Below are 22,578 nucleotides of genomic sequence, written 5' to 3' on the forward strand. Positions count from 1 at the left end.
ACGCCGACCAGCAGTACCTTTCCACCAGCCCCGGCTGATGGTTGCCGCCTTTCACCGCGCGGGCGGGCGTCGTGTGCCGCCGCCGCTGCCGTTCAGCGGGATCAGCGTCTCCAGGCGGGCGCCCTTGACCCAGGAGCCCAGCAGGTCGCGGTGCAGGGCCACGATGTCCTGGCGCACCGCCAGGCCGAGGGCGTCCTTGGTGAAGGTGCGGCAGGTGGTGACGAACAGGGCGACGTCCGCGCCGTGCTCAAGGCGGGCAGTGCCGACGAACTTCTGCATGTCCTGCGAGGACACGCTGCGGTGCGGCGCGTACTTCTTGCACTGGACCACGAGTTTGCGGCCGTCGGGGAGATAGCCGATGACGTCGGCGCCCAGGTCGCCGCTCTTGCCGCTGACAATGACCTTCGTGCAGCCGTCCCGGCGGCACAGACCGGCGATGTACTTCTCGAAGTCCTGCCAGGAGAGCGCGTCGACCTCCGTCATCGACAGCTCCCGCGCCTTGGCTTCCTCCTGCTCCCGCCACTGCCGGTCCTGGCCGACCGCGCGCCGGTGCGCGCGCAGGAAAAACCAGCCGGCCCCGCCCACAGCGGAGACGGCGAGCACCGTCACCAGGACGGGCCACACTGCCGCCCAGTTCCCGGCCATCCACACCACGGCCATGACCGCCGCCGCAGTTCCCCCGCCCTGCAGCTGCCTGCGCGTGCGCTTCCTCATACGCCGGCGCCGTCGTCGTGCTGCCATCGCTCCCCCACTCGCCATGCTCGTGGTCCGCAGTGTGAGAGTCGTGCCCGGCCCCGGCAAGAGGGCCTGGGCCCCGGGGCCGCCGTGGTCATCGCGTCTCGAAACGGATCGGGTACCTGACGTCGGCCTCGGCCGGAGCGACTGCCTGGGGCAGGCCTCAGTCTCGGCCGGCTTACGAGCTGCGCGGTGGTGCACCAGGCGTGTGGATCTCCCACACCGGAATCTGTGCGGCCTGTGCGGCATGTGCGTTCCGCAGGTCGGCAGCGAGGTGGCGGGCCGTGGATGGATCGGGGCGGGACGGGGCGAGGATCATGTCGGCGCCCAAGTCGATCATCTGCCGGTTCAGGCGTCGTCCGGCGGTCCGGCAGAACGTCGTCCGGTCTGACCGCTGCATGCGGTGTTCCGGGTCGTCAGCGGGGCAGTCGGGTCCGCAGGAATCCCAGTCGGGAGCATGCCCTTCGGCGCTGTGTCCGGCGAACCGTGCCCAGACGGCCACCTGGGCACCGAGGGCGCAGTCGAGCGCGTGCACGAACACGGGCGAGGCCGTGGTGCCGTACAGCTGAGTGACGTCGTGCCAGGCGGTCTCCAACAACGCGGTCAGCAGTTCGTGGTGCGGCCAGTGCGCTGGCCCAAGGGCCAGAAGGCGAAGGGGCGCGGCTGGCGCGATGGCTCCGGGGAGCCGCGCCCCGGTGTGCGGGCGGGCCGGCGTCAATCTCAGGCGCCTGCGGAAGCCGCCCGACAGCGTTTCGAAGCTCAGATGGGTGTAGCTCGACTGCGGGGACTACATCACCGTCTTCACGAAGGCCCTGACCGGGACGGAGACAGCCTCGCAGCTTGATCTGTAGGATTCCGCCGCTCGCGTCGGACGCTGAACCTCAACTTCGTGTCGGACTCCCTTAAGCCGTTGCCCGCCGGACGCGGTAGTTCCAGCGTGTGAGCGACCGGACGACGGTTTCAGCGCCGATGGGATTGGCGCTGTGCACGAAGACCGTTCCGATGTGGAAAGGCCGCCTGTTGAAGGCGGCTTCTTCCAAGAGCGTCACCACGGGCATGATGCTGTCGTCGCCGCCGAGATCGTGGTCCAGCCAGAGTTCGTCGATGAAGCTGTCGCGGTGCTGTCGACCGCGCCGTCCTCCATGTCCAGCAGGCCGGCTCTGCGCAGTTCCGCAAGGAGGATCTCGTGCAGGCGGGGCCAGACGCCGGCCTCGGTCCAGTCCCGCAGACGCCGCCGGCACGTCACCCCGCTGCAGCCGATCGTCTGGGTCGGCACGTCCGCCCAGGTCACCCCCGTGCGCTAGACGTAGACGATCCCGCGCAGAGCCGCACGGTCATCCGCGGGCAGCCGGCCCGGATACCGCCGACGCCGCGGCGGGCGAGGAGGGAGCAGCGGAGCGACACGTTCCCACAGATCATCAGGTACAAGATCATCCAACACCCTCAGAACTGCGCCGCCCACCAGCCCAACTGCCAACCCCCTGGATCAAACTCATTCTGAAATGATCAGTAAGTAAGGTTCTTAGAATTGAGTGCTTTCCTTTGGCTCGTTGACCGCCTCGCCCCGCGCCACGCGGCACGATTCTGAGGAGCCCCGCCATGACCACGCCCGCCCCGACCGCTTCTTGCGCCGCCTCTCCTTCCTCCGCTTCTCCCGCCGCTGCCGTCCCGCCGGTCGTCGCCATCGCCCATCACTCCGGCTTCGGCCACACCGCGGTGCTCGCCGAGGCGGTGCGCGAGGGTGCCGCCGACGCCGGGGCGACCGTCCACCTGGTCAAGGTCGACGAGATCACCGAGGAGCAGTGGGGTCTGCTCGACGCCGCCGACGCGATCGTCTTCGGCTCGCCGACCTACATGGGCACCGCGTCCGGCGCCTTCCACGTCTTCGCCGAGGCCACTTCGAAGCGCTGGGCGACCCGCGCCTGGCAGGACAAGCTCGCGGCGGGCTTCACCAACTCCGGGTCCAAGAGCGGCGACAAGCTGCACACCCTGCAGTTCTTCTCCGTGCTGGCCGCCCAGCACGGTATGCACTGGATCAACCTCGGCCTGCCGTCCGGCTGGCACTCCACCACCGCCTCCGAGAACGACCTCAACCGCCTCGGCTTCTACCTGGGCGCCGGCGCGCAGACCGACACCGACCGGGGCCCGGACGGCGTCCACAAAGCTGACATAGCCACCGCCGAACACCTCGGCCGCCGCGTCGCCGCCCAGGCCGCGATCTACGTCGCCGGCCGCGCCGCGATTGCCGTCTGATCCGCCTCCCGCGGGTGCCGGGTGCCCGTGAGCGACGTACGCGCCCGGCACGCGCGCCCCGTTCCGCGCGTGCCGCCCGTACGCGGGGAGCTGTTACGCCATGACGAGCCGGCCCGTGCCGGTGACGAGCCGCATACCCGCGACACGGGTCCAAGGGAGTCCGGCAGTGCGCCTCCGCCGCAAAGGGCTTCTTGATGATGGCGGCGAACCGCTCGGCCTCGTCCTCGATCGAGCTCGGCCACGATCTCCTCGTTGCGCCGGAGCGCGGACGAGCACTTCGCCGACGACACACCCCGGGCTCTCCCAGCAGCGTTCTCCCGCCGCCAGCCCGCAGCAACCGGTGGCCAAGATCCCGACCACCAGGGCAGCAACAAGCCTCAGCAACCTCACAAGGGTAGATGTCGGTCAGAGCGAGCGTCGGCGGGATGCCTGGGATGCCGCTTCGCACGCTGTTGCACAGGACCTGGGTGAAGGACGTGCCGGCGGTCTCGGCTCGCGAAGGCTGTGAGTGTATAGACGCCGCGGATGTCGGTGCTGTCCACGAGTTGGCTCTCACCGGCGCCCGCCAGACCATGGATGATCCGGCCCGAGTATCAGCAGTCGAGGATCACCAACTTCACCTGGGCCGGTGAGTCCAGGAGAGCGCTGCGGACTTTGTCGTACTCCAGGCCGGTCAGGTCGGGGTAGCGCAGCTGGGTATCGCCCTGCGGCCAGGCACAGCGCACCGGACTCGATGACGATCCCATGGCCGACGAAGTAGATCAGTAAGGTGCCCGTGGTCTTCTCGGCCAGGCGATGCAGTTCCAGGGCCAGGTCCGTGGCCCTGGCGGAGTCCCCCAACATGTGCACCTGGGCCTCGGACCGGCCGCACAACTCGGAGCTGGTCAGCGGCCGGTGCATCGCGCGCAGGCTGTTGCGCGCTGCGGGCACGTTCAGGAGGGAGAGGCCCCGGTACCTAGAGACGCCGATGAAGACGGCGGCGTCGTCAGACTCCATCGGCGTCCTCCCCCAGGAATCACCGGATCAGCGCTCGGCCTCGGCGGCGTCACTGGTCTTCCAGGGTACGGTCGGCCCGGGTGACGGAGGTGCGGATCTTGGTCGGGGTACGGCGGTTCCGCAACCAGGTGGCGAGGGAACCGGCCAGGACGGTGGCGATCCCGCTGGAACCGAGGGACACCGTGAGCAGTTCGAGACCAGCACCGAACTCGTTCTCCGCGGGTGGGGCGGGCACGACGTGGACGCGTCCCTGGAGGCGTAGGCGGCATTCACCGCGGAGCCATCCGATCAACGCCAGGTAACCGTCGAGGCCAGTCACCGAGTCGAGCCTGATCCGGACACCCGTCGCCCCGGTGGCCTGGGTGCCATGCATCGCGTACTCCCCCACTGCTGCACACAGGTGATGCCCAGGGCTGCCCAGGCTGGTACGAGAGGTCACCCTGCGGGGGTGGGCCCGGCCGGTTCGGACCATACGCTCAACTCAACACCTCCCTACCAGCCAGTAACTTTTACTAGACCCCACTCTCCAAAACTGAGCAACTTCCTGGCCAGCACTCAAGAACTGCCCACGTCCAAGCAGGCGGGCATCAACATCACTGAATCCCAGTTCAGAGCCACACCCGAGCACCTGCAAAAAGTCCGAAAGATCACTAGGTTCACAGATCAGAGCATCGAGCACCTGGTGATCGCTAGCAGATGTGTCACACGTCCACGTCGCCCCACCCAGTCGACAGCGATCGAGCCACCCAGTTGCCGGTGGGCCATGACGAGCAGGCCGGGGCGGTCACTCCAGGCGAAGCCGCGGCGCCCGGCCTCCTTGACATCGCCGAGGAGCCGGCCTCGGTCGGGGCCGTCAGGCAGGTGGCCGGCATGGCCAGCTCCGCAGGGCCATGCCGGCCACCTGCTGGAGGTCGTCGCGGGTGGCGCCGCCGGCGGCTTGGACGGCGATGCCGTTTGCCACGGTCATGAGGTAGCGGGCGAGTAGTTCGGGGTCGGTACCGGGAGGCAGGTCGCCTTCGTCGACGGCTTGCCGGAACCGGTCGCGGAGGCGGGAGGTGTGCTCGTCGCGCCAGGCGATGAGGGCGTCGCGGGCGTTGCTTCCCGGGTCGCCGGCGGCGAGGGATCCTTGGACGCCGAGGCACCCGGTGGGGCCGCCCGGGCGGGTGGTGGCCCGGACGGAGCCGTCGAGGAAGGCGGTGGCCACCTGTCGGGCGGTCGGTTCTTGCAGGGCTCGGGCCCCGTACGAGGCGGGGCCTTCGGTGTAGCGCTCCAGGGCCTTGCGGAACAGGTCCTCCTTGTTGCCGAAGGCCGCGTACAGGCTGGTGCGGGTGATACCCATGGCGTTGGTCAGATCGGTGAGGCTGGCGCCTTCGTAGCCCTGCTGCCAAAAAACTCGCATGGCGAGTTCGAGGGCCTCGTCGGCGTCGAAACTCCGAGGTCGGCCGATCGGCGCCTTCTGCCGCGTTTCCATACGATCGATCCTACCTTCCGAACCGTTCGGTACAGATGTGTTACGGTCCTCTTCAGTATCGATCGGTACTGAATTATGGGGAGGCCACGGGTATGGGACAGCTCGAAGGGAAGACCGCCGTCGTAACCGGCGGCGGCACCGGGATCGGCCTGGCCGCCGCCGTTCGGCTGGCAGCCGAGGGCGCGCACGTGTTCATCACCGGCCGGCGCAACGCCGTGCTGGAGGCGGCCGTCGAGACCATCGGCCCGGCACGGGCCACCGCGGTGGTGGGTGACATGACCGACCTGGCCGACCTGGACCGGCTCTACGCCACGGTCCGCTCCCGGGGCCGGGGCCTGGACGTGTTGTTCGCCAATGCCGGCACCGCGTCGTTCGCGACGCTGCAGCAGGTCACCGAGGAGCACTTCGAGGAGATTTTCGGCGTCAACGTCCGGGGGACGTTGTTCACGGTGCAGAAGGCGCTGCCGCTGCTCAACGAGGGCGCGTCGGTGATCCTGAACTCCTCGGTGCGCGCCGATGACGGTGTCACGGCGTTCGGCACGTATGCGGCCTCCAAGGCAGCGATCCGGTCCTTCGCCCGGACCTGGGCCAACGAGCTCAAGGACCGCGGTATCCGGGTCAACGCGGTCTCCCCGGGCACCATCGACACGCCTGGACTCGACGCCGTGGGCGCGGCGGACGCGCCTCTGACCAAGTCACAGTTCGCCGCGGGTGTCCCACTGGGCCGGATCGGACACCCGGACGAGGTCGCCAACGTGGTGGCTTTCCTCGCGTCCGAGCAGAGCAGCTTCATCCTCGGAGCCAACCTGTACGTCGACGGCGGCGAGAGCCAGACCTGACCCGCGGGCGGCATCCGCCGCGCGATCACCAGCGGCGCCGTTACGCGCAGCGGCACCCCGTCACGGACCGAGAAGTGCCAAGCTCGCCATCCGCTACGAGGCGATGTTGCTGGTCGTGGTCCTCAACCAGGAGCTATGACCAACGCTTCCCCGACAGACCCCAGTCCCGCCGCATCGCCTGGAGGTCCTCCTGCGGCTCTGTCCACGAGTTGCGGCAGTGGCTGTACACGACTTTCAGCAGTGCCCCGGCACGGTCGTATTCGATGTTCATGGAAAACGGCAGCGTTCCTCGGTCGTCCGGGACATGCTGCGACGTGGATGGATTCCGCGGTGCTCGCACCTGGGGTCGGGCCAGGGGCCGGGCCCCGGTCGGCGGCCCGGCCAGGTCTTCGATGCCGGATTCCACGGGCAGCTCAGGGGTGCTGCCGGGACCGCGGACGCCTGCTTTTCGCAGGATTGTCAGCTCACTGAGTGGACTCAGTGAGGTCGCTGAATACCAGGGAGTAAAGCGATATGCCCTTTTCCGCTCGCATCGACGTCCACCAGCACATCGTTCCGCCGGTCTGGGCCGAAACCCTCGCCGCGCAGGGCCTCGACTCCGGCGGCTGGGCCATCCCGGACTGGAGCCCGAAGAGCGCCGTCGCGATGATGGACCAGCAGGAGATCGCCACCGGCATCCTTTCCGTCACCGCGCCCGGCGTGCACCTGGGCGACGACGCGCAGGCCCGGGATCTCGCCCGTGCCGTGAACGAGTACGGCGCCGAGGTCGTCAAGGACACGCCCGCCCGCTTCGGCCACTTCGCCAGCATCCCGCTGCCCGACGTCGACGCCGCCGCGGCGGAGGCCGTCCACGCGCTGGACGACCTGCATGCCGACGGCGTCGTACTGATGTCCAACGCCCGCGGCCGCTACCTCGGCGACCCCGACTTCGAACCGCTGTGGGCCGAGCTCGACCGCCGGGGCGCGAACGTCTTCGTCCACCCCGCCCAGCCTCCGATGGACCTGCTTCCGGGCACCCCCGCCCCGCTCGCCGACTACGTCTTCGACACCACTCGCAGCGCCCTCAACCTGGTGCTGAACGGCGTCATGAACCGCTACCCGAACGTGCGGGTCATCCTCTCCCACGGCGGCGGCTTCCTGCCCTACGCCGCGTACCGCTTCGCCGGCCTGACCTCCACCGCCATCGACCGCGAGCGCAAGGCCGAGGACATCCTGCACGACCTGAAGCGGTTCTACTTCGACACCGCCCTGTCCGCCAGCCCCAGCGCCCTACCCGCCCTGCTCGCCTTCGCCGAGCCCGGCCACGTCCTCTACGGCAGCGACTGGCCATTCGCCCCGCAGGAGGCCGGTAGCTACTACAACCACTTCCTCCAGGCCTACCCGGACTTCACCCCCGGCCAGGCCGAAGCCATCAACCGCAAGAACGCCGAGTTCCTCTTCCCCCGCCTCGCCCGCTGACCTGCCAACAGGGCACCGCGAACCGCTTCGGGCCACAACTCCGCCGGGCGGGGCGCTGCGTCACGGCGCTCACCGTGCCAGGACGGCGCGCTCGGCCACCTTCACACCAAGGGGGCCGAGCAACTCGTGCCGGGACTCCAACCATGCACCGATGACGATGCCCTCGCGCGCTCGGACCTCGCCCGAGGCGAGCCGGACGCCGGCGACGCGGTCGCCGCTGGAGCTGATGCCGAAGACAGCGACAGCTGCCCGGAGTCGGCGACGGCTGCCCGGAACTCCGGGGTGAGAAGGTCGTGCAGTTGGGAAGCGTCGGCGGCCAGGACTTCGCGCGCGGCCGGCCAACGCAGGCGGACAGCGCAGTGGCGCACCGCGCCGGCCGGCAGCACGTCAGCCAGCTACAAGTCGCTGAGCCGGTGCCTTGCGCAAAAAGCGGGTGAGGGACAGCGGACCCGGTCCGGTGAAGACGAGAATCAGGAAGGCCCAGCAGAAGATCACCGCCGATTCGCCCCCGTTCTCCAGCGGCCACAGCCCGGCCGGCTGGTGCGCCTCGAAGTACGCGTAGGCCATGGAACCCGAACAGATGAGCGCGGCGCTACGCGTACCGACCCCGGCCATCACAAGGGTTCCCCCGACGAGTTGGATCACGGCTGCGTACCAGCCCGGCCAGGTGCCGGCGGCGACCGTCCCACCGGTGCCGCCGGCGCCGCCGAGCACCCCGAAGAGGGATGCAGCGCCATGGCAGGCGAAGAGCAGGCCGATGACGGCGCGGAAGAGGGAGAGCGCGTACGGACGGGCCGCATCGAGGCGCTGGGTCACCTGGGCGAGTGGCGTGCCGGACGGCGCGGCAGGTCTGTTGAGCACGGCGGCCTCCTAAAGGCGGCAACGACGGGACTGCCCCGCCATCTCCCACCGTCGCCGAACTGCCCCGCCCGCGCGTCGTCCAGCGGGCGTCTCGCCCCGTACGACGCCGGGAGTAGCACCGGCCGGACACATCGCCGACGGCGTGCTGATCGGCCCCTGTGCCGCATTGCACCATGCGCCGTCTCCACGGTCCGACCGGGCCTGGTTGCATGGCGGGACCGCCGCCACTGCCGCGGCCAGGCACACGGCTGCCTGAGATGAGCACATCAGCAATCACCTGTGCTGCCTCCCTCAGGCCCTCGGCAGTGTGGGCCAGGACCGTTGCACCCAGGCGCAGTGGCCGGTGCGGGGCGCCGAGTGGCAGCGGCCGGACCGCCTGTCCGTCCCACCGTCTCGGTGATCGTCACCAGCACCCACACGGTGACCGCCGCCTGCGACGTCGGCAACGCTCCGGCGGGAGCGACGGCGGCCCCGGACGGGCAGATGCGCGCCGGCGGCAGAACGATGTCGCCCGGCCGGTTCCGGCCGCACGACTTGCGCGGGACGGCTCTCCTCAACAGGGCATGGAACGCCGTTACGCGGGTCCAGGCGCCCCGTTTGGGACCTCACTGGGCGGTGACGCAAGTCCCGCTCACCCTTGGGAAGCGGAACCCGGGCAGGCCCGGCCGGCACGTGCCGGTCGGGCCCGGTTGCTGAACGGGTGGCGGCTTGCGACCTGCCCGTCAGGCCATCTCAGGTGTACCGAGCATCGCGGATGCCCGCTGGAACGGGCTGAGGCCGGGTGCGGGTGCGGGTGCGGCAGAGGGGGCGGGGCGGCAGGTGAAGCCGAGGCGGGCCATGGCCCGCTGGACTTCGGCGGCGCTGAAATCGCGGCGGTCCTGGCCGGTGATGACCTGGCCCACCTGTTTGAGGGGGTAGTGGCGACGGCCGATGATCACGGATTCGCCAGTGACCGGTTCGGGTTTGACCGCCTGCATCGATTCCAGCACCCCGGCCTTGGTCAGGTCGAAAGGGAAGCGAGCGATGACACAGCGCATGAGACCTCACAGGGAGAGGGGAAAACGGTTGCTGCGGAGCCGAGACGGTGTCAGCGAGCCCGTGCGCCCGGCACGCAGCCGTTCTCGACGGCCGGGTGCGAGCCGACGGGGCCGCTGCCGCCCAGGACCTCGCGCAGGCGAACCTGGTCGGTGTACTGGGAGCCGTCGCGGACGGCGATGAGCTGGGCCTGGGTGACGACGCCGATGCACCGGCTGTCGTTGTCGCAGACGAGCAGGCGTTCCGCGCGGGCACCGGCCATGACGGACAGGGCCACCTCGACGGTCATGTCGTCCCAGATCCGGGGCCCGGCGGTCTCCATGGCATCGATTGCCGTGGTGCCGGCGGGGCCGGGCGTCGCCGGGCGGGGCTGTATCTGAACTACTGTCACGAGGTGCTCCTGCAGAAAGGTGCCGGTGTCCGGTTCGCGTACGGCCTTCAGGCCGCCGCGTCCAGGCGTCGGGCGGCTCGGCGTGTCGCTTGCCCGGCGCGGTTGCGCCGACCGCGCCTGGCCGGGCTGCTGCGCCGGGAGCCTTCGACGGGCGGGGCGGTGAGGGTGACGGGGATTCCGGAGGGAGCCTGAGCGCCGGTGATACGGCTCAGTTCGGCCTCGCCGGAGCGGACGCTGGTGGACTGCGCGGTGATGCCCGCGGCGGCCATCATGCGGTCCATTTCGCGGCGCTGGTTGGGCAGGACCAGGGTGACGACGCTGCCGGAGGCGCCGGCCCGGGCGGTGCGGCCGCCGCGGTGCAGATAGTCCTTGTGGTCGCTGGGCGGGTCGACGTTGACGACGAGGTCGAGGTGGTCGACGTGGATGCCGCGGGCAGCGACGTTCGTGGCCACCAGTACCGTGACGTGCCCTGTCTTGAACTGGGCCAGGGTGCGGGTGCGCTGCGGCTGGGACTTGCCGCCGTGCAGGGCGGCGGCACGGACGCCGCTGCCGAGCAGGTGCTTGGTGAGCTTGTCGACGGCGTGCTTGGTGTCCAGGAACAGGATCGACCGGCCTTCGCGCGCGGCGATCTCGGTGGTGGTGGCGTGCTTGTCGGTGCCGTGGACGTGCAGCAGGTGGTGCTCCATCGTGGTGACCGCACCCGCCGCGGGATCGACGGAGTGGACCACGGGATCGGTCAGGTAGCGCCGGACCAGAAGGTCGACGTTGCGGTCCAAGGTGGCGGAGAACAGCATCCGCTGGCCTTCGGGCCTGACCTGGTCGAGCAGAGCGGTGACCTGGGGCATGAAGCCCATGTCGGCCATCTGGTCGGCCTCGTCCAGCACGGTGATGCCGACCTGGTCCAACCTGCAGTCACCGCGCTCGATGAGGTCCTTGAGCCTGCCGGGTGTGGCGATGACGACTTCCACGCCGCCGCGCAGCGCGCCGGCCTGGCGGCCGATCGACAACCCGCCGACGACGGTTGCCAGCCGCAGCTGGACGGACCGGGCGTAGGGGGTGAGTGCGTCGGTGACCTGCTGCGCCAGTTCCCGGGTGGGGACCAGGACGAGCGCGAGCGGCTGCCGGGGCTCGGCGCGCCGCCCGGCGGTACGGGCCAGCAGCGCGAGACCGAAGGCCAGCGTCTTGCCGGAACCGGTCCGCCCGCGGCCGAGCACGTCACGGCCCGCGAGGGTGTTCGGCAGGGTCGCACCCTGGATGGGAAACGGTACGCGCATCCCCTGTGAGGCCAGTTCGTCGAGCAGTCGCCGGGGCATGTCGAGGTCGGTGAACGCCTCGACGGCCGGCAGCACGGGAGTGACCGTCTTCGGAGCGGCGAACTCGCCCTGCAGCGCGGGCCGCCGACCGTGGCCGGCCGGGCGGTCGCCCCTGCGAGAGCGGCTGGAGGCCGTCCGGCGGGAACCGCTGCCCCCGCCGGAGCCGTCAGCGCCGCCGGTGCGGGTGCGGGAAAATCGGTCGTTCGTGCGTGTACGGTTCATGCAAAACCTTCCTCGATGCGGCACGTATCAAGGAATTCCCGCAGCAGACGAGCGGCACAGGGAACTGCGAGAACGAACCGAAATGAAAACACCAGCGCATACGGAATGGCGAGATAAAGAGAACGGGGGCCGTTCGCCGAAATGCGCCGAGCGACCCGGGCGGCAGATAAGACGCGACCAGTAACCCCCGCGCCGCGTCGGCATCCGACGCCGAAGCGCCGCCAAATAATCCAGATAATGAGGCCGGGACCGCCCCGGGAAACCGTCGGCGGACGAGAACGCCACCATGCGGGGCGGGGCTGCGTTGCCCCTCGTGCGACGAGAGGGCCCGCACCCCGAGGTGCGGGCCCCTGCTCGTACGGTGCGCCGGTGTCAGGCGAGAACGATGTTCTCGGCCATCGGGCCCTTCTGGCCCTGCGCGATGTCGAAGCTCACCTTCTGGCCTTCGAGCAGCTCGCGGAAGCCCTGGGCGGCAATGTTCGAGTAGTGGGCGAACACGTCAGCGCCGCCACCGTCCTGCTCGATGAAGCCGAAACCCTTTTCCGCATTGAACCACTTCACGGTGCCAGATGCCATGATAATTCTCCTTCGGGGCAGTGTCCGGGGTCCGCACCGTGCGGATCCCGCGTCGCTGCGATGATTACCCCATCCGGAACATTACCGAAAAAACAAAAGCCTCGTCGGCCGACCGGCCGACGGAGATGCTTGAAGCTTTGGGAACCACAACTGCAACTGAGATCGACGCTAGCACACCGGGGCCTGCACTGAATAGTGAATAATTCCACTCGGCGCGCCGGGCGAGATGTTTTCACGGCGCCCTGCTCTTATTTCTCATTTCGCCGCTACAGATACGGTGCGAGCCGGGCCGGAACATCAGCGCGGGGCGGGCCCGCGGTCGGCCCCGGGCCGCGCCGGCCCACGGGAACAGCAGGACCACGGATCAGTCACCGTCCGGACGGCGGGGCCCGGCAGCGGAGCGGCGCAGTTCTTCGTTGATGCGCTGGGCCTCTTCGAGCTGGTCTTCGAGGATGACGATGCGGCAGGCGGCCTCGACGGGGGTGCCCTGGTCGACGAGTTCGCGGGCCCGGGCGGCGATTCTCAGCTGGTAGCGGGAGTAACGGCGGTGCCCGCCCTCGGACCGCAGGGGGGTGATGAGGCGGGCTTCGCCGATGGCGCGCAGGAAGCCCGAGGTGGTGCCGAGCATCGCGGCGGCCCGGCCCATCGTGTAGGCGGGATAGTCGTCGTCATCGAGACGGTCGGGGGAGTTTCCTGTGCTCACTTGCACCTCTCGTATCTGTCAGGGAACACCTCAAGGGGCCCTGGTGCCGTACGGCACCAGGGCCCCGAGGACGTGGACACCACTGCCGGCCCGGTCCACTCTTTCCGCACCGCCCCAGGGGAGGGGCCGGAGAACGGGGATCGCGGATACGTGACCGTGGGACCACCTTTCGTTCCGGGGCCTGCGGTACCCGGGGCCAACCGTTTCCGCCCCGGGCGATCCCGATGGCGTCTGCCCCTCACCTTCTTTCCTACGGGTGAGCCCGCTTGCACCTGCGGGTACCGCATGCAGCCCCCGCACCGAGCCGACGGTCAACGGAAAACCCCGGGGAACGTCGGCTCTCCGCTTTGCCGCCGCGCCACGACTACTGCCCTCAGCGGCACGGCACATCTCCCCTGCCGCACCCACTCGGCCTCTTGGCTATGACAACGACGCTAATCCCGCCGCCCCTCCATGTCTACTCCCGCCAGGCCAGCTTTACTCTGCCAGGCGAGACCGGACTTCTTCCCTCCCGACAACTGCAACGCGCCCCCGCCCCAGGTGCGCGAGCCCGGCAAGTACATCAACCAGACCATCAACGGCGAGGACGATCGCCGCGAACAGGCTGTTGCGGCAGGGCAGCGCTTCGAGGCGCATGTTGGCGTACAGCAACGCCACAGCCCGCCACACCACGCCGGTACCGGCACTGGCCACCGCTGGCAAGCGGGCCTCGTACCGGGCGCCCCCACCTGGCCTGATCCTGTTCTGCGGCATGTCCATCGGGTTCGAGGTCCCGGTCGCGTGCCACGACCGCATCGACCGGGCCCCGCTCGCCGAGACGGTCACTTTCGTCGATGGCTGAAGACCTTCCTGCCGTCAGCTCCGGACGCGGGACGGGGACGCGACGGTCCCGCCCCGCTACCGGTCCGCCTCCTGTGACCGGCCCACTGAAGCCTCGTCCCTGAGAGCCGCCGCATTCCAGCGGCTCGTGAGGCCGATCCCGTCATGCCCTTGAGCGCCTGGAGGCCGGTGGATTCGTCCAGATTCTCCAGCTTCGGCACGGAGACCCGGAGATCCACGGTTCTCGCCGTGCCGGGTGGCCACCCTGGCTTGCCCGCCAGCGAGCAGCAGGCCGGTCGTGTCGATCACGACGCTCCGTTTGCGGCCCACGATCTTCTTGCCGACATCGCGGTCGGCTCCGGTATGTGGCCTTCGTTCTCGCGGACGCGGCGCCGCAGCAGGGCGTTGAGCTGCTCAAAGATGCCGGCCTTCTCCCAGCGGGCGAAGGACTGGTAGACCGTGTTCCAGTGCGGATAGCCGTACGGGAGGAAGCGCCAGGGGTTGCCAGTGCGGGCCACGTAGAGCACCGCGTTGCGTAGGTCGCGCAGGTCATGACGGGGCGGCCAGGGCTCACGGCCGCCCCGGACGGGCGCGGGGAGCGAACAGGCGCACTCCGCGACGAAGCCTGGCGGCAGGTTGAGCTTGCCGTTCAATTTCGGCGAGGTGTTGGCTGCGCGCGGAGGACGTTCCTGGTTACGGATTGCTGGGACAGTCGGTCTCAGTCCAGGTCGCGACGAGGTCTCGGCAGACGACGCTCAGTGAGCCGTTCCAGAATCCGATCTCGTGGCTGCAGCCGTTCTGGTGGGGCAGGATCTCGTCGAGGATCACCGTCCCGAGGACTGTCCAGTCGTCGTCCCCGGTGCTTCCGGCATCGAAGTTGGAGACGTCTGCGTAGCGGATGACCAGGTCTTCGTCGTGCTTCCAGCAGTTGTGCCGGAACTGGATCTCCACCCGCTGGTCATCAGCTCCGACACCCCGGATGTGCTGGAGTTCCAGGTCCTTCACACACCGCTTGCTGGAGAAGTCGTCCCCGCTTGTGGCTACGAATCGTCGCACGACCTCTGTGCTGTCGGCCCGGAGATTCACGTTGCCGTACTCGGTGCCGAGCTGCGACGGGGTTCGGTGCCGACCTTGTGGTGTGCGGGTCGAGTGTAGGACTCGCCAGTGATGAGGACGCGTCCGATGTCGTAGCGGGCCAGTCCTCTCCGTGCAGGCGGAAGTGAGCCGATGTCCCGCAGGCTGTCCGGGACGGAAGTCGCCGTTGTGGTCGCGTTGGGTAGGTAGGGGCGGCTCAGAAACCGGGCCGTGTACGCACTCGCTGGCCGTTTTCCGGGTGGACAGTGACCTCCCAGTCAGGGAAGCGGGGCCATCCGTACTCGTGCCAGGGCCTGCGCTGTCGCTGGGATCGCAGCTTCATGAAGTAGATGTCGGTGATCAGGCGCCCGCGGCCGTATCCCCGGCCGTCGCAGTCGTCCAGGCAGAGCAGCGCGTCGCAGTGCAGGGGGGTGTCGATCGGTGTGAGGATGATGCCGCCCGGTCTGACCTGGTGGAGCCAGGCTGTTGGAATCTCGCGGACTCCGACGGTGGAGATGATCCGGTCGTATGGCGCGCCCGGTTCCCAGCCGTTTTCCCCGTCGCCGGCACGCACCTCCACGTTGTCGCATCCGGCGTCGCGGAGTTTGCTCCCGGCCCGCTGGGCCAGCTCGTCCTCGATCTCCATCGTCACTATGTGGGCGACCCGCCGCGCCGGCAGGGCTGCGCTGTAGCCGGTGCCGGTGCCGATCTCCAGCACGCGTTCTCCGGGCTGCGGGTCGAGGTGGCGCAGCATGTTGATTACCACGGCCGGACAGGAGATGGACGAGGTGAAGTCGTGGTGGTCGGTGGGGCCGTCCTCGGGCTTCACGGCCCCGTCGGCGATCTGGGTGATCAGCGCGGCGCGCGGCTGGTAGACCGCCTCCAGCCACTGCCCGGGCCGCCGGGTGCGGTCCAGGACCGGGTACCGGCCGTCCTGGCCTTTGTGTGGCCACCACACCAGGTCGGGCACGAACAGCTCGCGTGGCACGCTCTCGAACGCCTCACGCAGCCACGTCCTGCCGTCGAAATACCCGTACCGCTGGGTAATCTCCTCCGCGCACTGCCGACGCAGGTCCAGGGAGTCCACGTACCGCCTGCTCTCAGCCGCCCTCGGGCAGCGGGCCGGGGCCCTGGTCCTGGTGGCCGTTGCCGGTGTCCTCCTGTCCGGTCTGGGGGAGGCCCCCCTCTTCGCTCTGCGGCGGATCCGACGAGCCGCCGTTGGTCCTGGGCATGTGCCGAAGTCTGTCGCCGCCGGAGGCCGCTGCCAAGGCCCTCGACGACACTGGAGCCGGTACTCTCCCGCGAAGAACCGCCCGCCGGGCGCCGGCACTCCCGCATACGGCCTCTCTCTTCGTCCATAACATCCAGCAGGCAGCAGCGCGGGGCGCAAGACCGGTAGACGCCATTCTCGTCACGACACGGCACTGCAAACTCTTCGGTGGCCGAACAGTTCGGCGAGCACCTGGTTGACCGTGTCGGCGAGGCCGGCGTGGCTGAAGTCGTGCTCGACAAGCAGCGCTTCCAGCATGGTGTTGCGCTGTCTGGTCGTCGGGCCCGGGCGTACGGTGCGTGGAGGCGACGGCAGTCCCGGCATGCCTGTCGGCCCGGGTAAAGCCGTCGCTCCCACACCAGGACCTGGCCTTCCACATCCGTGTGCTGCTGCCCGTCGCTGAAGAGCGTGCCCGCGGCGAGTGGGCCGGCAGCGAGCAGGCACGACTGATCATGATCGTGCGTGAAATGGCAGCGCGCATCGACAATCATGCAAGGGAGCCCTGGAGCGGACACCGGCAGTATTCTCAGCTGCGCGTCTCCACAGGCCACTGAAGCGCCGTCCCGGCATGGCAGACAGCCTCGTCCGGGGTCATCTGTGCGCCGTGCTCAAACGACGTCGCGAAGCCGGTGTCCCCCAGGACGGCTTGCGCCGTCGCGGTAATGCGCTCGACGTCGCCGCGCTCGGCGGCCGGCAGCGGTGCGGCCACGCTGCGGCGAGCCGCTTCCGCGGCCCCGAGAAGCACGGCTGCGCACGCCGCGCCGCTCCCGTGCTCGTGCGTGAGCGCCGCGCCGGCCAGCCCTTCCAGCGACAGGGCGAGAGCCCGCGGCTCCCCCAGGGAGCGCGCCATGTGCAAACCGCTCAGGTGATGCTCGGCGGCCTGGCCCGCGTCGCCGCGGAGTTCGGCGATGAAGCCGAGTTCGGCGAGGAGCAGATGGTCTCCCGCGTTGGAGGAGACGTCCGCGTAGCCGTCGCGGATGTGCAAGAGATGCTTTTCCGCGGTGTCGAGGTCGCCCAAGCGGCGCGCGCCGAGGGCGAGTCCCATCTCCGCGTGGTTCTCACCGTACTTGTACCCCTGGTCAGCGGCGATGCGGCGGGCCTGCTGGTGCAGATCGTAGGCACGGTCGTGGTCACCGGCGAGCAGTGCGAGCCTGCCGAGCCCGGAGAGCCGCGCCGAGACCTCCGTCTGCAGGCCCAGTTCCTGGGCCATCCGCAGTCCTTCGCGCTGGCGGCGGGCCGCGTCCTCGTAGTCGCCCTTGATCTCGGCGAGCACGGCGAGCGGTGACACGGTCTGCAACTCGCCCCAGTGGTCGCCCAGTGCGCCGAAGAGCTCGGCGCTGTGCAGGCCGTCGCGGCCGAGCTGCGCGAGGTCGCCGCTGACGAGGGCGAGCGTGGCCCGCAGCGCGAGGGTGGCCGCCGTACCCCACTGGTCGCCCGAGGCGGTGAACAGGTCCAGGGCATGTGTGTTCACCTCGCCGCTGCTCTCCACGGCGCCCGTGCTGAACAGTCCATAGGCGTACAACCACAGGACGCGGGCCCGGCCTACGGGGTCGGCGATGGCTGTGGTGGCCGTTGTGTCGATGGCCGCGTGGTGGTCGCCGGTCAGAAGCGCGAATGCGGCCTGCAACACGCGGAGTTCGGTGGCATCAGCCTCACAGACCGCGTCGCTGTCTCGGGGTAGGGCTGCGAGGACAGCCCGCAGACTGCGACGGGCCTCGGTGAAGCGGCCGCGCACCAGCCACCACCAGGAAAGGGCGGACGCGAGCCGCGCCGCCTGTGCCCCCGTGCCCGTGGCGGCGCGACGTACCGCGTGGTCGAGCGCCGCGCGCAGATTGCCGGCCTCGGTGTCCAGACGGGCGAGCCAGAGTTGCTGGTCGGCACTCCGCAGGAACGGCTCCGCGCGCTCGGCGAGCGCCAGGTAGTGACGGAGATGGCGGTCGCGAATGGCGGTGACGTCGTCCATCTCGTGCAGCCGCTCCACCGCGTACGCGGCGATGGACTCCAGAAGCCGGTATCGGGGCCCGTCGGGCCCGTCCACCACGACCACGAGGGAACGGCCGACGAGCCGAGTCACAAGGTCGAGCACTTCCTCCCGGCCGACTCCCTCGCCCGGGCACAGGGCTTCGACGGCCTCCAGGTCGCAACCGTCGCTGAAGGCGCCAAGGCGGCGCAGGACGATCCGCTCGGGCGCGCTGAGCAGCTCCCAGCTCCAGACGATCATCGCGCGCAGGGTCTGTTGGCGAGCCGGCGCTCCGCGTTGTCCGGAGGTCAGGATCCGGAACCGGTCGCCGATCCGGGACGCCAGCTCCCGCACGCCCAGGGCCCGTACACGCGTGGCCGCGAGTTCGAGAGCGAGGGGGATACCGTCGAGACGCCGGCAGATCTCCGCAACGGCATCGCGGTCACCGGGGCCGAATGCCGCCGGATCGGACGCGAAGCCGGGGCTGGAGGCCGCTGCGCGCTGAGTGAACAGGCGTACGGCGTCGGTGGTGGAGAGGGGGCTTGACCAGGAAGACGGCCTCACCCATCAGGCCGAGCGGTTCTTGGCTGGTGGTCATGATGCGCAGCCCCGGGGCGGTGCGCAAGAGCAGATCGGCCAGCTCGGCGGCGGCGTCGACGACATGCTCGCAGTTGTCCAGGACCAGCAGAGTGCGGCGGTCCCGAAGGGCAGCGGCGAGACGGTGTACGAGCGATGAGGTACCGGGGCCGGGCCGGGAGCCGGGAAGGGCGGATGACGCGCTGTCGCGGATGCCGAGAGTGGCCACGATGCCCTGGGCCAGGTCTGCGGTGCTGCCAAGGCGGATGCCGGTGAAGTCGACGAGCCATATCCCGTCGCCGAGTTCGCCGCCGCGAGCGCTGTCACGTATCGCCACGGCCACTGCCAGACGCGTCTTGCCAACGCCACCGGGGCCGGTGAGGGTCACCAGCCTCTCGGTTCGAATGAGGTCGGCGACTTGGGAAACGGCCTGGGAACGGCCGATGAGCGGGGTGAGCGGCACAGGCAGGTTCGACTGGGCATCCGTCCCGGGTGGGTCCGTCGAGGGCTGTGGTTCAGCAGCGGCCGCCGCAGCCGTAGCGGCCCGGGACTGTGGTTTCGGGGCATCGGCAGTTGGCCTCGTGGACTCGGCGAGCAGCCCCGGGTCCTGGCGGAGCACGGCCTGGTGCAAGGCGGCCAGCTCTGGGCTGGGCTCGACCCCCAGTTCCCTGACGAGGCAAGATCGCAGGTCTTCATACGCCGTGAGTGCCTCGCTCTGCCGGCCTGCCGTATAAAGCGCCCGCATCTGCAGGCCCCGCAAACGCTCCCGCAGCGGGTGCCGGCTGACGAGGTCGGCGAGTTCTCCGACGAGCAGGGCGCCGTCGCCTGCTTCCAACCGGGCCTCCGCCTGTTCCTCCACCACGGACAGCCTCTGCTCCGCCAGACGCTGCGCAGGCCCCCGCGCGAACTCCTCATCCGCGAAGTCCGCGTACGCCGTGCCCCGCCACATGTCGAGGGCCTCAGTGAACAACGCGGCCCGTGCACGCGGTCCTTGCGCCTGCCGGGCCTGGGTCACCAGGTCACGGAACCGGTCGGCGTCCACCTGGTCGGTATGGCTGTCAAGGTGCAGCCGGTAGCCGGGCGGCTGGCGCACCACCCGGTGCCGGCCCAGGATCCGGCGCAGCTGGGAGATTTTGGTCTGCAGGGCACTTGCGGGCTTGCTCGGCGGGCGGTCGCCCCACACATCGTGAATGAGACGGTCCGCGGGAACTGGTTCCCCGTGATGGGCCAGCAGGTTGGCGAGCAGCGCCCGGACCTTGGCCTCGGGAACGGTAACGGCTCTTCCTTCCTCGTCCCACACCGCCAGCGGCCCGAGCACCCCAAATCGCATGGGCGTCACTGTATACGCCGCCTGTAACCGTGGAGGCCCGAGATCCTCGCCTGAGTGCGGGCCCTGACCGCGCTCCTGGCCGTCAGTCATGAGTGAGTCCGGAGCTTTCGAGAGTTTTTCGGAAGTTTTCCCGCAGCTTTCCCAAAGGGCCGCGCCGCACAGTGGGTCTCGCCGGGCGGTCTCGCGTATCCGGCAGGAACAGCCCGTGAGGGGAGCAGCACGCATGACCAGGTATGCGGACAGGAAAGCCGTGGTCGTCGGTGAGACCACCGGCATCGGCCTGGCCATCGCCAAGCGTCTCGTGGAAGGCGGCGCTCAGGTCGTGCTGGCAGCCCGGAGCGCGCAGGAGCGCGCCCACATGAGCGATGAGCTGGGCTCGGCGGCCCGGGTCGTCGCCCCGGAGCACGTCGAGACCGCCCTGAGCGCCGTCGACTACCTCTTTGCCGACACCGTGGCCGCAGTCCGGCCCTTGGTGCCGTACCTGCAAGGCGACGGCGCAGTCGTCATCATCACGAGCGCCTCGCTTCCCGGCAGCGTGAGCCGGCTCGCGAGCGAGCTGGCGCCGTGCGGCATTCGCGTCAACGCCGTCGCTCCGAGCTGTATCGAGGCATCCGGCCAGAGCTCTGCGCCGCTGCCGCCGCTGGGCCGCCTCGGCGCCGCCGAGGAAGTGGCCCGTGCCGCGCTTTTCCTGGCCACGGATGCCACGTTCACCACAGGCACCCGCCTTCCCGTCGACGGCGGGCTCGGCAGCTCGTGACCCACCGACGGCCACATCACCTGCGTCCCCACACCGATCCGGAGCACCTCTCATGACCACTGCACCCGATACAGCGGTTGCCACCGCTGCAGCCCGCGACGGGGAGGCGGGGAACGAGCGGCAGAAGCTGCCGCTGTTCGCCCTGCTCGCCCTCGCCACTGCCGTCTTCATCACGAGCCTCACCGAAACCCTGCCTGCGGGGCTGCTGCCCGCCATGAGCGGTGACCTTCGTGTGAGCGAGTCCGCGACGGGCCAGACTGTCACGATCTATGCCATCGGCACGGTGCTGACCGCGATCCCACTGGCCACCGCCACCGCGGGCTGGCAGCGCAAGCACGCGCTGCTGACCGCGATGGTCGGGTTCGCTGTCGCCAACACCGTCACCGCCCTGTCTTCCAACTGCGGGCTGACGATGGTGGCGCGGTTCGTTGCCGGTGTGGCAGCCGGCTTGGCCTGGGCGTTGCTCGCCGGGTACGCGCGCCGTATGGCCCCCAGTCATCTGCAAGGCAAGGCGATCGCCATCGCCATGGCCGGTATCCCCGTCGCGCTCTCCATTGGTGTCCCCGCCGGAACGTTCCTGGGCAAGGCACTCGGCTGGCGCACGGCTTTCTTCGCGATGACGGCGCTCACGGTGGTGCTCTTGGCGTGGATCGTGGCGGCCGTACCCAACTACCGGGGGCAGGAGCGTGGTGAGCGGCCGAAGATGCTGCGGACCCTGCGCATCCCGGGCGTGACCCCCGTTCTGTTCGTCACGCTCGTCTTCGTCCTGGCCCACACCATCTTGTACGCCTATATCGCCACGTTCCTCGACGGCCTGGGCATGGGCGACAGCACCGATCTGGTGCTGCTCGTCTTCGGCATCGCCTCGCTGCTGAGTATCTGGGCCGTCGGCGCCCTCATCCACCGGCGGCTGCGCGGTCTGACCATCGTCAGCACCCTGCTCGTCGCCGTGGGGGCCGCCGTACTGGCGGTCTTCGCCGACTCCACCACGCTTGTCTACGTCGCCGTGGTGCTGTGGGGCCTGGGCTGGGGAGGCATCCCCACCTTGCTGCAGACCGCGGCCGGCGAGGCAGCCGGGGCTTCCGCCGATACGGCCCAGGCCATGGTCGTCACCTTGTGGAACGTCGCCATGGCGGGCGGCGGCATCGCCGGCGGCGTCCTGCTCAACCTCACCGGTAGCCGTTCCTTCCCCTGGAGTGTCCTGATCCTCCTGGCGCCGGTACTGGTGGTCGTTCTCCTCGCCCGCCACCGCGGCTTCCCTGCCAAGCACTCCCAGGCATAGAGGACGGCACACGCCGACCCGACACCCGTGGCGCTTGCCGCCACGCCCTATACCAGGCCACCGCGCATCTCGCGCGGTGGCCTGCTCCTGTTCAGCGCACGGTCACGGGCCGGCGCCACGCGCCTCGGAGCACCGGGCTGCCCAGGACCGGGCGACGACCGCCCGCCGCGCGCCGGGTGGTAGAGCGTCCGGCCGGCGGGTCAGACGGATGCCTGGTGCGTCAGGCGGCTCAGAGACGCCAGTTCTTCCAGGGGGCGAGACAAGGGACAGGCGCTTGAATCCGAGTGCTGGGCGCGCGGCGAGCGTGGCAAGGCTGGAGGACAGCACGGGAAACCCCATGCGCCCGCTGAGTTCTTCGCAGAATGCCCGGCCTCCCTCGGGCCGGCGTGCGCCTTGGTTGAAGGCCAGGCGATACGTAAGCTCTTGGCCGGGCCCTGGCGAGAGGCGTAAGCGCTGGTATCGAATTTTTTGGGCGTCTTCTTCACGTGCCTGACCAGGCTTCTTCACGTGCCTGACCAGGCGGCACCAGCACCGCCTTAGCTTTTCAACAAGTCTGGGCTGAAAATGCGGAAAGCCCCGCACCATACGGTGCGGGGCTTCCCACTCACAATTTGTTCGGCGGCGTCCTACTCTCCCACAGGGTCCCCCCTGCAGTAC

21 protein-coding genes and 3 pseudogenes are annotated in these 22,578 nt (G+C 69.5%); 6 read left to right on the forward strand and 18 right to left on the reverse strand.

The features are described 5' to 3' along the window. Positions 1-51 precede the first annotated feature (51 nt). The 4 genes and pseudogenes from ACH4K4_RS37990 to ACH4K4_RS38005 form a co-directional block, all read right to left on the reverse strand. Complete coding sequence (locus tag ACH4K4_RS37990; protein ID WP_398174708.1) at positions 52-714, reverse strand: restriction endonuclease; 663 nt, start codon at positions 712-714, stop codon at positions 52-54. 199 nt (positions 715-913) lie between these two features. Then, positions 914-1,333, reverse strand: a complete 420-nt coding sequence (locus ACH4K4_RS37995; protein WP_398174711.1) for a hypothetical protein — start codon at positions 1,331-1,333, stop codon at positions 914-916. 304 nt (positions 1,334-1,637) lie between these two features. Beyond that, positions 1,638-1,793, reverse strand: a complete 156-nt coding sequence (locus ACH4K4_RS38000; protein WP_398174714.1) for a hypothetical protein — start codon at positions 1,791-1,793, stop codon at positions 1,638-1,640. A 59-nt stretch (positions 1,794-1,852) separates the two neighbouring features. Next, positions 1,853-2,176, reverse strand: a pseudogene (locus ACH4K4_RS38005) (transposase); the annotation flags it as partial. 158 nt (positions 2,177-2,334) lie between these two features. Between ACH4K4_RS38005 and ACH4K4_RS38010 the strand changes: the two are divergent. Next, positions 2,335-2,988 carry a flavodoxin family protein gene (locus ACH4K4_RS38010; RefSeq protein ID WP_398174717.1) on the forward strand — a complete coding sequence of 218 codons (654 nt, stop codon included), beginning with the start codon at positions 2,335-2,337 and terminating at the stop codon, positions 2,986-2,988. A gap of 593 nt (positions 2,989-3,581) precedes the next feature. Here ACH4K4_RS38010 and ACH4K4_RS38015 read toward each other — a convergent pair. From ACH4K4_RS38015 to ACH4K4_RS38025, 3 genes are all read right to left on the reverse strand, one after another. Then, on the reverse strand, positions 3,582-3,734 hold the full coding sequence (locus ACH4K4_RS38015) for a hypothetical protein (RefSeq protein WP_398174720.1): 153 nt from the start codon (positions 3,732-3,734) through the stop codon (positions 3,582-3,584). Between the two features lie 299 nt (positions 3,735-4,033). After that, a complete protein-coding gene (locus tag ACH4K4_RS38020; protein WP_398174723.1) occupies positions 4,034-4,357 on the reverse strand; it encodes a hypothetical protein in 324 nt (107 codons plus the stop codon). A gap of 480 nt (positions 4,358-4,837) precedes the next feature. Then, positions 4,838-5,455, reverse strand: coding sequence for a TetR/AcrR family transcriptional regulator (locus tag ACH4K4_RS38025; protein WP_398174726.1), 618 nt, complete (start codon positions 5,453-5,455; stop codon positions 4,838-4,840). A 92-nt stretch (positions 5,456-5,547) separates the two neighbouring features. Between ACH4K4_RS38025 and ACH4K4_RS38030 the strand changes: the two genes are divergently transcribed. Both ACH4K4_RS38030 and ACH4K4_RS38035 read left to right on the forward strand, forming a co-directional pair. Then, entirely contained in the window at positions 5,548-6,294 is a 747-nt protein-coding gene (locus ACH4K4_RS38030; RefSeq protein ID WP_398174729.1) for an SDR family oxidoreductase, read from the forward strand. Positions 6,295-6,807: 513 nt separating this feature from the next. Further along, a complete protein-coding gene (locus ACH4K4_RS38035; protein ID WP_398174732.1) occupies positions 6,808-7,752 on the forward strand; it encodes an amidohydrolase family protein in 945 nt (314 codons plus the stop codon). A 387-nt stretch (positions 7,753-8,139) separates the two neighbouring features. Here the strand turns inward: ACH4K4_RS38035 and ACH4K4_RS38040 are convergent, their stop codons facing one another. From ACH4K4_RS38040 to ACH4K4_RS38065, 6 genes are all read right to left on the reverse strand, one after another. Continuing rightward, positions 8,140-8,568 (reverse strand): DoxX family protein, encoded by a 429-nt coding sequence (locus ACH4K4_RS38040; RefSeq protein WP_398174765.1) that lies wholly within the window; start codon positions 8,566-8,568, stop codon positions 8,140-8,142. 767 nt (positions 8,569-9,335) lie between these two features. Then, the gene (locus tag ACH4K4_RS38045) at positions 9,336-9,650 is read right to left on the reverse strand and encodes an SCO5918 family protein (protein WP_398174735.1); all 315 of its coding nucleotides are present in this window, start codon (positions 9,648-9,650) and stop codon (positions 9,336-9,338) included. Between the two features lie 50 nt (positions 9,651-9,700). Continuing rightward, a complete protein-coding gene (locus tag ACH4K4_RS38050; RefSeq protein WP_398174738.1) occupies positions 9,701-10,039 on the reverse strand; it encodes a CBS domain-containing protein in 339 nt (112 codons plus the stop codon). 47 nt (positions 10,040-10,086) lie between these two features. Then, positions 10,087-11,574: a DEAD/DEAH box helicase gene (locus ACH4K4_RS38055; protein WP_398174741.1), complete on the reverse strand. Its 1,488-nt coding sequence runs from the start codon at positions 11,572-11,574 to the stop codon at positions 10,087-10,089. Between the two features lie 372 nt (positions 11,575-11,946). Continuing rightward, a complete protein-coding gene (locus ACH4K4_RS38060; protein WP_398174744.1) occupies positions 11,947-12,150 on the reverse strand; it encodes a cold-shock protein in 204 nt (67 codons plus the stop codon). 364 nt (positions 12,151-12,514) lie between these two features. Beyond that, on the reverse strand, positions 12,515-12,796 hold the full coding sequence (locus ACH4K4_RS38065; protein ID WP_398174768.1) for a MerR family transcriptional regulator: 282 nt from the start codon (positions 12,794-12,796) through the stop codon (positions 12,515-12,517). Between the two features lie 691 nt (positions 12,797-13,487). Between ACH4K4_RS38065 and ACH4K4_RS38070 the strand changes: the two genes are divergently transcribed. Then, complete coding sequence (locus ACH4K4_RS38070) at positions 13,488-13,694, forward strand: hypothetical protein (RefSeq protein WP_398174747.1); 207 nt, start codon at positions 13,488-13,490, stop codon at positions 13,692-13,694. A gap of 260 nt (positions 13,695-13,954) precedes the next feature. Here ACH4K4_RS38070 and ACH4K4_RS38075 read toward each other — a convergent pair. From ACH4K4_RS38075 to ACH4K4_RS38095, 5 genes and pseudogenes are all read right to left on the reverse strand, one after another. Then, positions 13,955-14,235, reverse strand: a pseudogene (locus ACH4K4_RS38075) (transposase); the annotation flags it as partial. 130 nt (positions 14,236-14,365) lie between these two features. Beyond that, positions 14,366-14,728: a hypothetical protein gene (locus ACH4K4_RS38080; protein WP_398174750.1), complete on the reverse strand. Its 363-nt coding sequence runs from the start codon at positions 14,726-14,728 to the stop codon at positions 14,366-14,368. 235 nt (positions 14,729-14,963) lie between these two features. Beyond that, positions 14,964-15,833: a methyltransferase domain-containing protein gene (locus ACH4K4_RS38085; protein WP_398174753.1), complete on the reverse strand. Its 870-nt coding sequence runs from the start codon at positions 15,831-15,833 to the stop codon at positions 14,964-14,966. Positions 15,834-15,846: 13 nt separating this feature from the next. Beyond that, complete coding sequence (locus ACH4K4_RS38090; protein WP_398174756.1) at positions 15,847-15,978, reverse strand: hypothetical protein; 132 nt, start codon at positions 15,976-15,978, stop codon at positions 15,847-15,849. 564 nt (positions 15,979-16,542) lie between these two features. After that, positions 16,543-19,882, reverse strand: a pseudogene (locus tag ACH4K4_RS38095) (BTAD domain-containing putative transcriptional regulator). A gap of 223 nt (positions 19,883-20,105) precedes the next feature. Between ACH4K4_RS38095 and ACH4K4_RS38100 the strand changes: the two are divergent. Continuing rightward, positions 20,106-20,639 (forward strand): SDR family NAD(P)-dependent oxidoreductase, encoded by a 534-nt coding sequence (locus tag ACH4K4_RS38100; RefSeq protein WP_398174759.1) that lies wholly within the window; start codon positions 20,106-20,108, stop codon positions 20,637-20,639. Positions 20,640-20,691: 52 nt separating this feature from the next. After that, positions 20,692-21,921 carry an MFS transporter gene (locus ACH4K4_RS38105; protein ID WP_398174762.1) on the forward strand — a complete coding sequence of 410 codons (1,230 nt, stop codon included), beginning with the start codon at positions 20,692-20,694 and terminating at the stop codon, positions 21,919-21,921. The last annotated feature ends 657 nt before the right edge of the window (positions 21,922-22,578 follow it).

Origin of the sequence: Streptomyces sp. NPDC017529 (genome assembly GCF_044329785.1) — a bacterium.
In the GTDB taxonomy this organism is placed as follows: domain Bacteria; phylum Actinomycetota; class Actinomycetes; order Streptomycetales; family Streptomycetaceae; genus Streptomyces.

Excerpts from the sequence above, each read along its gene's own strand:
- ACH4K4_RS38065 (WP_398174768.1), bottom strand. The coding sequence starts at position 12,796 with ATGGGCCGGGCCGCCGCGATGCTCGGCACCACCTCGGGCTTCCTGCGC.
- ACH4K4_RS38045 (WP_398174735.1), bottom strand. The coding sequence starts at position 9,650 with ATGCGCTGTGTCATCGCTCGCTTCCCTTTCGACCTGACCAAGGCCGGG.
- ACH4K4_RS38010 (WP_398174717.1), top strand. The coding sequence starts at position 2,335 with ATGACCACGCCCGCCCCGACCGCTTCTTGCGCCGCCTCTCCTTCCTCC.
- ACH4K4_RS38105 (WP_398174762.1), top strand. The coding sequence starts at position 20,692 with ATGACCACTGCACCCGATACAGCGGTTGCCACCGCTGCAGCCCGCGAC.
- ACH4K4_RS38020 (WP_398174723.1), bottom strand. The coding sequence starts at position 4,357 with ATGCATGGCACCCAGGCCACCGGGGCGACGGGTGTCCGGATCAGGCTC.
- ACH4K4_RS38060 (WP_398174744.1), bottom strand. The coding sequence starts at position 12,150 with ATGGCATCTGGCACCGTGAAGTGGTTCAATGCGGAAAAGGGTTTCGGC.
- ACH4K4_RS38035 (WP_398174732.1), top strand. The coding sequence starts at position 6,808 with ATGCCCTTTTCCGCTCGCATCGACGTCCACCAGCACATCGTTCCGCCG.
- ACH4K4_RS38055 (WP_398174741.1), bottom strand. The coding sequence starts at position 11,574 with ATGAACCGTACACGCACGAACGACCGATTTTCCCGCACCCGCACCGGC.
- ACH4K4_RS38025 (WP_398174726.1), bottom strand. The coding sequence starts at position 5,455 with ATGGAAACGCGGCAGAAGGCGCCGATCGGCCGACCTCGGAGTTTCGAC.
- ACH4K4_RS37990 (WP_398174708.1), bottom strand. The coding sequence starts at position 714 with ATGAGGAAGCGCACGCGCAGGCAGCTGCAGGGCGGGGGAACTGCGGCG.
- ACH4K4_RS38070 (WP_398174747.1), top strand. The coding sequence starts at position 13,488 with ATGTTGGCGTACAGCAACGCCACAGCCCGCCACACCACGCCGGTACCG.
- ACH4K4_RS38100 (WP_398174759.1), top strand. The coding sequence starts at position 20,106 with ATGACCAGGTATGCGGACAGGAAAGCCGTGGTCGTCGGTGAGACCACC.
- ACH4K4_RS38015 (WP_398174720.1), bottom strand. The coding sequence starts at position 3,734 with ATGGGATCGTCATCGAGTCCGGTGCGCTGTGCCTGGCCGCAGGGCGAT.
- ACH4K4_RS38030 (WP_398174729.1), top strand. The coding sequence starts at position 5,548 with ATGGGACAGCTCGAAGGGAAGACCGCCGTCGTAACCGGCGGCGGCACC.
- ACH4K4_RS38000 (WP_398174714.1), bottom strand. The coding sequence starts at position 1,793 with ATGCCCGTGGTGACGCTCTTGGAAGAAGCCGCCTTCAACAGGCGGCCT.
- ACH4K4_RS38090 (WP_398174756.1), bottom strand. The coding sequence starts at position 15,978 with ATGCCCAGGACCAACGGCGGCTCGTCGGATCCGCCGCAGAGCGAAGAG.